Source organism: Rhizobium sp. SVR5-2C, from assembly GCF_056755115.1.
Genome location: NZ_JBNDHT010000212.1, coordinates 1 through 7,554, shown reverse-complemented (window position 1 = coordinate 7,554; position 7,554 = coordinate 1). Strand labels below are relative to the sequence as shown.

The window sequence follows — 7,554 nt, the reverse complement described above, 5'->3', positions numbered from 1 at the left end:
ACCTTGCCGTCATCAGGCGAATAGGTCGCTCGCGCAGACGGACGCCGTCCTTCGATCACGTGCGGACTGAGCCGGTGCGGCACCCCAACCATCGGGAAGTAGTTGGATCTGCTCGAGAGCTCGTCGGTCCAATCATGGCGCGAAACGAAGACGTAGTCGTAGCCTTGGATCTCCGGTCTCTGTAGATGGATGGCAATCGGCCGATCGCCGAACGCACGTTTGGCCTTGAGGACCGGTTTCTCCGGCCGGTATCCGCAAGAAATCAGGATGTCCGGTTCAGGCTCGGAGCGACGGAAGATCGGCGGGGCGAGCAGCCGCTTCAGTCCATGGCGCGGAACGATAATTTTTTCCAGGGGAGTGGGGTCGAAATAACGCCCCACGCCGAGGCACTGCGAAAGAGTGCCTATCTTCTGCTCACTGACCGCCCATACCCGGAGAGGGCGCTGAAGGACGGGCGGGTCATAGGTCGATTCCATGTCTGCTCAACGCCGGACTGAGCGCTCAGTTTGCGCGCTGCTGAACGAACAATACCCGGTCCCTTGCCGCGAACCATTCGTCGGCATAGTCGTCGTTCTTGTACTCCTCGAAATAAGGACCTCCGTCGGTGAAGTGAACGAGCTTGGCGTCATTGCGCTTTTCATATTCGTTGACGAGATAGTTCCAGGTCACCGGAATACTACCGATCAGGTCATCGTTCTCAAGCCATTTGAACTGATGAAGCTGCAGCCCAGTCGCGGTGTTGACGTAATCGGGGGAGAGTGCGCGGCATTTGTCGTTGTTGAACATGAGGAGGCTCGACCAGTTCTTTTTCTCGTACTTGGTTTGCGTCTGACCCAGGAATTTGGTCTCCACCTTCGGGGTGTAATCATGCTTCACGCACATCGCGGCGTAGCGCTCGTCTCGTAGCGACCACAATTCGGCTATGTCGGCGCGAGCCAGCATGTCGCAGTCCATGAAGATGCTCCAGCCGCTAAAGCTGCTTAAATAGGGCGTCAGAAATCTCGAGAACGAAAACTCTGTTGATTGAAGAGCATTGCGCTCGCGGGTGAAAATGCCGCCGAGATTCGACAAAACAATAGGGCTGAACTCAACGGGGAGCGTGGATTTCTCCAGGATACTTTGCGATAAAACATGATAGGCGACCGCTTCCTTTGTATCGAAACCGATGAATATCCGAATCGTTTCCTGATCCATCTCAGTGCCTCTTGTTGGTTTGTCCGTTCGGTAGGCTGTTGCCAGCCCGACTCATGAATTTGGGTCCTTCTTCAGTCGGGCTTGCTCCCGCTGTTTGCGTGTCTTGGGTCTGATGCGACGGAAAAGGGTGTCCAGACCTCGCTGGACCTTCGTCACCGACATCAGCCGATCGATCTGGTCGTTCGCATTGTCCAGACGTTCCGCCAGAACTGCGGCCATCTCCATGAGCAGTTCGGCAGGGGGCATGTCTGGAAAGCTCTTCAACAAGGCAGCGGTTCGTGTGACGTCACCGTCCTGATTGAATGCCGCGATCTCTCCTCTTTTGGCACAAAGCCGGAGGAAGACCTGCTCGTAAGTCCAATCGTGAACGTTGAAGACTTTCCATGTTTCGCCCCTTGTTCCCGAAAATCCTGCAAGCACGATTTCTGAGGCAGGCTGGAGATCGCGAAGCCACAGCGTCAGGGCAAAACCGCTCGTCGGTATTTTTCCGGAGGGGTAATCGTCCGCGACCGAGGAGAGATCCAGATGATAGACTTTGGCACCTTCAAAAGCCGATTTGGGGCTGAATCGCTCTGACGGTGCTACACGAATGTTGACGATGCCTACGAGCGCCTCTTCCGGAAAGAAGCTGAGGACATCTTTCACTTCCTTGCGATGGACAATGTTGGCGCCACTTGTCCCGCTTCGCGCCACCAGCAATGAAGGCCTGTCAAAATCTTTGTTCAGTACCTTGTAGACCTTGTTGAAGAATACGAAGAGCGCTGACTGGGGAAACGCTTCCGTAAGCCGGAAAGGTTCGGTGCGGTCGCTGTTTCCGACCAGAACGATGTGCGAAAACGATGAGAAGAACTGCCGCCATTCGTCCCTCTCTCTGAAGTTCAGCGGCATTGGATTTGAATTCATCGATCAGCCACTAAGCGCCCGTGGGGCGCATGCCGCCCTTGAAATATGATTTGACCTTTTTCGCTCTCGCCAGCCCTCCGACGGTACTCCCGACGTACAAGGCGAAGTCGCCCAAATCGCGTGCGGGAGAGCGGCATTCGCAGAACTCCGACCATGGAGTTCCATTCAGAAGGTCCGAATACTGTCCCGCGAATTTGCGATGGGCCCAGTTTATGGAATGCTGCCAGGGTTTGCGCCGGCCGGTAAAATGGACAACAGCGGGATCTGAAACGAAGGGCAGCATTCCGGTCTGTACGTTCCAGCGGAATGGCAGCGGAAGCCATGTTCCCTGGAACGCAACGTTGAGAACGTCTTGATCGTTCGCGTCAAACTTCGCGTTTGGCCGTTCGATCAAAGCACGCGCACGCGCCAGCAGCCCCTCTGAACGGCATTTCTGCCAGTCAAATAACAGCACGCCGGCATTGAAGTATCTTGGCCCGAACATCAGCCCGAGCTTCTGTTCTCTCCTCCGTGCCTTTTCCGGGAAAGCCATGATGTAGTCATCAACCGCACCCAGCGCCTTGCCTTGAAGGTCCGCCGTGAGCAGGTCGCCGACAGGCGCCGCTGCGAGTATATCCGCATCGACGTAGAGTACGCGTACGAAGGAATCTGGAAGGAGCAGGTCGATGAAGAGACGGGCGAGAGTTGCCGGGGGCCAGCGTCCCGAGGTGGCTGCAAGGTCAGATGGTTCGCTGTAAGTGACGATTTCGATATCGATCCCGTTGGCTTCGTTGAATCTGCGAATATCGTCGTGGGCGCTTTGCTGTAAGTCGATGCCAATCAGAATGTACTTCGTATCGGGGCGGGAGTTTTTCTGGAAGACGGAAAGAAGTGCGCAGATCGCAGCTGGCATCATTCTCATGTCAGCGCAGGTTACCACAGCATAGCGAAACATTCAGTTCAGGCCTCAAACGGTTCCTACGTGACTCACTTATTCTAAATTAGCACATTTATATCTTCTAAATGAGAATATGTACAACTAGAACCAGGCCGGAGACATTCAAGTTCCGTGTTGGTAGTTTCTGTTTCGTGGAACTTGGGGCGCGGGCTGCCTGAGGCGTATCGCTGCTGGCGAGCCGGAGAGGGGATGGGCGATGTCTGACAGCAAGGCGATCTTGATCAACGACACATCCACGAAACCGCATCTGGGCTGCAGGCTTGTCGTATCGCAGATAGTCAAGCTTGCTGCGGCACACGGGATACAGGTCGTAGCGACGTCATCCGTTCATACGGATTGGCGCACACAATCTGCTCTTCAAGATGAAATGCGGAAGGCAGATCTCGTCATCGTTAATGGCGAGGGGACACTCCACCACTCAAGCAGGCAAGCCAAGGCACTGGCGGAGGTGGGGCCGTTCTGCCGCAGTGCCGGTGTTGCGAGCGTACTCATCAATTCGGTTTACGAGGAGAACGACGATGCCATAGCGCGCGCCTGTGAAGCATTCGACCGCATTTACGTCAGGGAGTCACTGAGCGCACACAACGCCAGGCTCGCCGGTTTGCAGGTAGAAGTCGTACCGGACCTGACATTGTCCAGTCGCGCAATGAGTTCGTATCGGTCATCCTCGAGGGGCGGATCGATGGTCGTGACTGACAACGCCAACAGCGAACGGAACAAGCAGCTGCTTGAGCATGCTCTCCGGCGCCGAGATGCCTCCTACCTGAACCTCAACACCTGTGAGCCCTCGAATCCCTTTCTCGACAAGTCGGCCCGGCCTTTCGCAGTTTTCATGCCGGATGGCGCCGCCGATGAAGCGCCGGCCCCGCGTCAACCGCAACGGATCGGATATCGCGCCTTTCGCAAGTCGGTCTTCCGGCCGCTGATGGCTTCGCGCATGGACATGATACGGGACACGACACGCTTCCGCCCGGCCCCGGAGATCCTGACCACGATAGCAGAGGCCAAAGGCCTGATTGCAGGTCGGTTTCACGCTGCCTGCCTGTCACTGATGGCAGGAACGCCCTTTGCATCCATGGCATCCAATACTTCGAAGACGCGCGGGATGCTCGAAGATGCGGGCCTTTCCAAATTCCTGGCTGGAGATCCGGCGGCCGCTTTCCAACTGGCGACGTCCTGGCGGGAGCAAGACAACATTGCGGCGGCTACCTATGTTGCCAGGGCCGAGAGAGATGCGCTCGAGATGTTCAACGACATTGCCTCGTTGGTCCGATAGGACCGCGGGGCTTTCAGTCTTCGTCGGAGGTCTTGCCGAGCGTGTCGGCTACATATGCGCCTCGTTCTCCCATCGGCCGAGGCTCGCCTGTAGTCGAGTCGTGCGCGGTCTGGTGTTCAAGTTCGGCGTTGAGCATGGCGCCGACAATCACGATGATCGTCGATATCCACATCCAGACCATGAAGCCTATCAGCGCGCCGAGCGTGCCGTAAGTGGCGTTATAGTTGGCGAAGTTTTCCAGGTAGTAGGAAAACAACATCGAAGCGCCTAGCCATAGGAGTGTGCTGCACACCGCTCCCCAACTCAGCCAGTGAAACTTCGCATGCTCGCGGCTCGGCCCATAATGATAGAGCAACGTGATGCCCGCGCCGGCAAACGCGAGGATCACCGGCCAGCGCGCAAACCTTGCCAGTTGCTCCTCCCACCCATCGAGCCAGAGATACGAGAGGACTGCGGGAACAACGCCGATGGCGGTGATCAGGACGACTGCGATCAGCAGCGCGCCGAGCGTGAACGTCAAGGACATCAGGTTCAGCCTGACAAGGCTTCGCTTCTCGGCCTCGCCATTGGCGACATTCATCGCCTCGAACAGCGCCTTGATCCCGCTGTTAGTGCTCCATAAGGCGACGACCAGCCCGACGACGAAGGCGATACTTAACGATGACGTTTTCTGCTGGGCGAGCGCGTCGAGCTGCGTGAGGATGATATCAAGGGAGCCGGGAGGCAGCAGGCTCGACAGGAAATCGATGTGACCGGCGATTGTCACCGGGTCAGCGACGAAGCCATAGAGCGAAACCAGCGCGGCGAGTGCCGGAAACAACGCCAGCAGCAGGTAGTAGGTCACCCCCGCCGCAATCAACATGACGCGATCGTCGATAATTTCAGCGACGATGCGCCAGAAGACATCTTTCAACCCCTTCAGCGGAATCTGATTCGGGGTATCGGCATCTCTTCCCCGGTCCGGTTCATGCGCGTGCGGAACACTTTTTCCTGTCGCGCCAGTCTCCCGTGCCGCCATTGGTCAACTCCCGTGACGGAACCGCTCGGGTCCCTTCCGGTGATCTGCTCGTCAGCGTTAGAAGGCGGACCCGCGTCAGAGGCGCTGCTTTGTTCCGGCGCTCTTGCCGTCTGAACTTTTCGAACGTTCCTCGAAACGCTCGGAACCTTTCGCGAGGTCTGAGCCCTTCTTGGCCTCCACTTTCTTTTCCTCCGCCGCGGTGCTTTTCCTCAATCCCCGCGCCGCTTGTTTCCCTTTTTCCGTTGGAGCTTGCTCGATACCCATGACATTTCCTCCGCTGCTACTGTGCCAAGGCTTCAACGGCTAAGCTTCCGGTTCGTTCCCTCTATTCGGCAGGCCCCTGAGCCTTGCCGGCTGCTGCTGAACAGTAGGCCCGGAACGTTCGTTCGGCATGCAAGTTTATCTGGAGTGAGACATCATAGCTCTGGAGAATTGGCGTTGCTGCCGCACTGGACGAAGGAATGTGAATGCGATTTTTCCGCGACAACGGACTGACCATTGTTCTCCTCACGGCGACACTTGTCACGATCGGCGGCATGCTGCTCAGCGGATGGCAGAGCTTGAACCAGGAGCTTGCGGAACACGGTTTCCCCCAGCTGACATTGCTGGAATACGCCGGGTCGGGTCATTTTCTCTCGGCACTGTTCGAGAACTGGGAGAGCGAATTCCTGCAAATGGCCACTTACGTGGTTTTGACCGCGTTCCTCTTTCAACGGGGCTCGGCAGAATCGAAAGATCCGGATGACACCTCATCGCAGGACGAGCACATCTTGGTCCCTGCCCATGATCCTCACGTGCCGGGGCCTTTGAGAGGCGGGCGGCTCGCGCGCAAACTCTACGCTTATTCGCTGGGCATAGTCCTAGTGGTCCTGTTTGTCGCAAGTTTCATTCTTCATCTGTTCGGCAGTGCTCAAAAGGAGGCACTTGAGGCGGCCCTGCGTGGCCACCCGGCGACGAGCTTCCTCGACCATCTAGGCAGCGCGCAATTTTGGTTCGAGTCATTTCAGAACTGGCAATCCGAGTTCTTTTCCACCGCCGTCCTTGTTGTCCTGTCCATATTCCTGAGGTTCAAGGGCTCGCCGGAATCGAAACCCGTCGCCGCACCGCATCACCAAACTGGCGGGTGAAAGCCTAGAACGTTAATTGGCAACTGGTTCAACCCAGTCGCATCGGAAGGCCAGAACGGGCTTCGAAAATCCCTTCAGACGCCGGCGCGTAGCGTGGGCGAAGAGATCTGAGGCGCCGTATTCCCGGAAAATGTTCTCCGATACCAAAATCTGGTCGTTGGAGGCGGCGCCGCACAATCGCGCTGCAAGTTGCACCGTGGAGCCGAACAGGTCGTTACTATCCTCGACGGGCTCGCCGCAATCGAGTCCGATGCGAACATGAATTGGTTCAGGATTGCCGCGGTTGTACCGCTTGAACTCCTGCTGAACCATTCTTGCACATTCGACGGCTGCAGGGATCGAGGCGAACGTCGCCATGATTCCGTCGCCGGTATGCTTCACCTCGCGGCCGGCACACTGGCCGAGGCACCTACGCACAAGGGAGTCGTGCGCCCTGACCATTTCGGTTGCCAAGCGGTCGCCAAGGCGTGATGTCATTGCCGTCGAGCCGACGATATCGGTAAACAGGATGGCCCGGTGGCCGGCATCCACAGTGGCCGAGGATTGCCCGGGCGCCGGCTTTGGATCGGTAATGCGGCCGAGAAAGGCCTCTACCGCCGACAATGCAACTTCGACGATTTCGCCGGCGACAAAGCCGTGGGCTTCCCGGTGCACACATTGTGCCGTTTCCGCATCGGGCGCATCTACGAGGCAGAACACGGTCCCCCGGGGCTGGTCGTACCAGTAGGTGAGGAATTTGACCCCGTATTGATCCTGAATCTCGATGTCCTTGCGGTGTGCCTCGGCAATGTCGGCGGCTGTGGTTCCCGCGAGATCATGCCGGTCTATGAAGATAGGCATTGGCGCGCTCCTTCCGGAATCCTCCGCATATAGGAGGCATGTATTCTACGGCCTGCATACGAATCCGTCCACATTCTCGAACGGTTGATTTCCATCATCGCCAGCGGGCCGGGATACGGTCAAAAGCCTCGTCATCCACCAGCCTTCCCAACAAGCCTGGGTGCTCTAGCTTTCTGGTTGTGAAAAGGAGGAATGCTATGTCTGACGCTGTAAATCAGACCGTGCCGACCCGCAAAGTGCTGCGCGGCCGACCTTACAG

The 7,554-nt window shown here is 57.3% G+C and carries 9 protein-coding genes; 2 read left to right on the top strand and 7 right to left on the bottom strand.

From position 1 onward, the window contains the following. The 4 genes from ACPYOI_RS33690 to ACPYOI_RS33675 form a co-directional block, all read right to left on the bottom strand. The coding region (locus ACPYOI_RS33690) for an ELM1/GtrOC1 family putative glycosyltransferase (protein WP_481423989.1) at positions 1–476 on the bottom strand (476 nt) is incomplete at its 3' end. Between the two features lie 25 nt (positions 477–501). Continuing rightward, a complete protein-coding gene (locus ACPYOI_RS33685; protein ID WP_481415198.1) occupies positions 502–1,194 on the bottom strand; it encodes a glycosyltransferase in 693 nt (230 codons plus the stop codon). Between the two features lie 51 nt (positions 1,195–1,245). After that, on the bottom strand, positions 1,246–2,097 hold the full coding sequence (locus ACPYOI_RS33680; RefSeq protein WP_481415199.1) for a 3-deoxy-manno-octulosonate cytidylyltransferase: 852 nt from the start codon (positions 2,095–2,097) through the stop codon (positions 1,246–1,248). A gap of 10 nt (positions 2,098–2,107) precedes the next feature. Then, on the bottom strand, positions 2,108–3,031 hold the full coding sequence (locus ACPYOI_RS33675) for a glycosyltransferase family 8 protein (protein WP_481415200.1): 924 nt from the start codon (positions 3,029–3,031) through the stop codon (positions 2,108–2,110). A 199-nt stretch (positions 3,032–3,230) separates the two neighbouring features. Between ACPYOI_RS33675 and ACPYOI_RS33670 the strand changes: the two genes are divergently transcribed. Then, a complete protein-coding gene (locus ACPYOI_RS33670) occupies positions 3,231–4,310 on the top strand; it encodes a polysaccharide pyruvyl transferase family protein (RefSeq protein WP_481415201.1) in 1,080 nt (359 codons plus the stop codon). Between the two features lie 13 nt (positions 4,311–4,323). On the opposite strand, the gene ACPYOI_RS33665 is transcribed toward ACPYOI_RS33670, so the two are convergent. Both ACPYOI_RS33665 and ACPYOI_RS33660 read right to left on the bottom strand, forming a co-directional pair. Next, the gene (locus ACPYOI_RS33665) at positions 4,324–5,328 is read right to left on the bottom strand and encodes a YihY/virulence factor BrkB family protein (RefSeq protein WP_481423988.1); all 1,005 of its coding nucleotides are present in this window, start codon (positions 5,326–5,328) and stop codon (positions 4,324–4,326) included. Positions 5,329–5,403: 75 nt separating this feature from the next. Next, positions 5,404–5,592: a hypothetical protein gene (locus ACPYOI_RS33660; RefSeq protein ID WP_481415203.1), complete on the bottom strand. Its 189-nt coding sequence runs from the start codon at positions 5,590–5,592 to the stop codon at positions 5,404–5,406. 203 nt (positions 5,593–5,795) lie between these two features. Here ACPYOI_RS33660 and ACPYOI_RS33655 point away from each other — a divergent pair, with 203 nt between their 5' ends. After that, complete coding sequence (locus ACPYOI_RS33655; protein WP_481415204.1) at positions 5,796–6,455, top strand: DUF6766 family protein; 660 nt, start codon at positions 5,796–5,798, stop codon at positions 6,453–6,455. Positions 6,456–6,467: 12 nt separating this feature from the next. On the opposite strand, the gene ACPYOI_RS33650 is transcribed toward ACPYOI_RS33655, so the two are convergent. After that, entirely contained in the window at positions 6,468–7,295 is an 828-nt protein-coding gene (locus tag ACPYOI_RS33650) for a nickel-binding protein (protein WP_481423987.1), read from the bottom strand. Between the last annotated feature and the right edge of the window lie 259 nt (positions 7,296–7,554).